Below are 1,195 nucleotides of genomic sequence, written 5' to 3' on the forward strand. Positions count from 1 at the left end.
TGTATTAGTTCCGACTTGATCTGACACTTAACTTGAAAAGTTGAGGGTTACCAGTTTTGATTATGGGTATCGAATCCAACCAAAACGGAGTAACCCTCATGTTGAATACTAACAATCCCATCATTAAACATAAAGCAGGTCTTTTGAATCTTGCTGAAGAACTGCAAAACGTTTCTAAAGCCTGTAAGGTCATGGGCGTATCACGAGATACCTTCTATCGTTACCAAGAACTTGCCGCCGAAGGTGGATTAGATGCATTGATTAACAAAAGCCGCCGTGTACCTAATCTCAAGAATCGAATTGATGAGCAGATTGAAAAAGCCGTCATGGTTTATGCAATCGAATATCCAGCCCACGGACAACATCGCACTAGTAATGAATTACGCAAAACTGGCGTGTTTGTTTCAGGCAGTGGCGTGCGCTCAATCTGGCTTCGCCACAATTTAGAGAACTTCAAAAAACGACTCAAAGCTTTAGAGCAAAAGGTTGCTTTGGAGGGATTCATTCTCAATGAAGCGCAAGTTGCAGCATTAGAAAAGAAGAAAGACGATGATGTAGCCTGTGGTGAAATAGAGACCGCCCACCCAGGCTATCTAGGCTCACAAGACACGTTTTATGTTGGCAACATGAAAGGTGTTGGGCGGATTTATCAGCAAACTTACGTTGATACCTATAGCAAGGTTGCGCACTGTAAACTGTATACAACCAAGACACCGATTACAGCAGCGGATGTACTGAACGACAAAGTATTGCCGTTCTATCAAGCCAATGGCTTCACTGTTCTACGAATTTTGACGGACAGAGGAACGGAATATTGCGGTAAGGTTGAACAGCATGATTACCAGCTCTATTTGGCAATCAATGATATTGACCACACCAAGACCAAAGCGATGTCACCGCAAACGAATGGCATTTGTGAACGCTTCCATAAAACGATTTTACAGGAGTTTTATCAGGTGGCGTTTCGGAAGAAATTGTATGTGGATTTAGCCAGTTTACAGAATGATCTGGACGAGTGGCTGGATTACTACAATAATGCGAGAACCCATCAAGGGAAGATGTGCTGTGGGCGAACACCAATGGCAACATTGCTTGATGGAAAACAGATTTGGTCTGAGAAGAATCTGAACCAAATCTAATCTGACAGATACCTATGCAAAAATGGTGACTGTCAGATCAGGTTTGAGCTACTACA

1 protein-coding gene is annotated in these 1,195 nt (G+C 42.7%); it reads left to right on the top strand.

What is annotated here, in order from left to right; all coding sequences use genetic code 11:
* The first annotated feature begins 98 nt into the window (after positions 1–98).
* Positions 99–1,139: an IS481 family transposase gene (locus tag BKE30_RS01870; protein ID WP_076876982.1), complete on the top strand. Its 1,041-nt coding sequence runs from the start codon at positions 99–101 to the stop codon at positions 1,137–1,139.
* Positions 1,140–1,195 lie beyond the last annotated feature (56 nt).

The organism is Alkanindiges hydrocarboniclasticus, assembly GCF_001982605.1.
GTDB classification, from domain to species: Bacteria; Pseudomonadota; Gammaproteobacteria; order Pseudomonadales; family Moraxellaceae; genus Alkanindiges; species Alkanindiges hydrocarboniclasticus.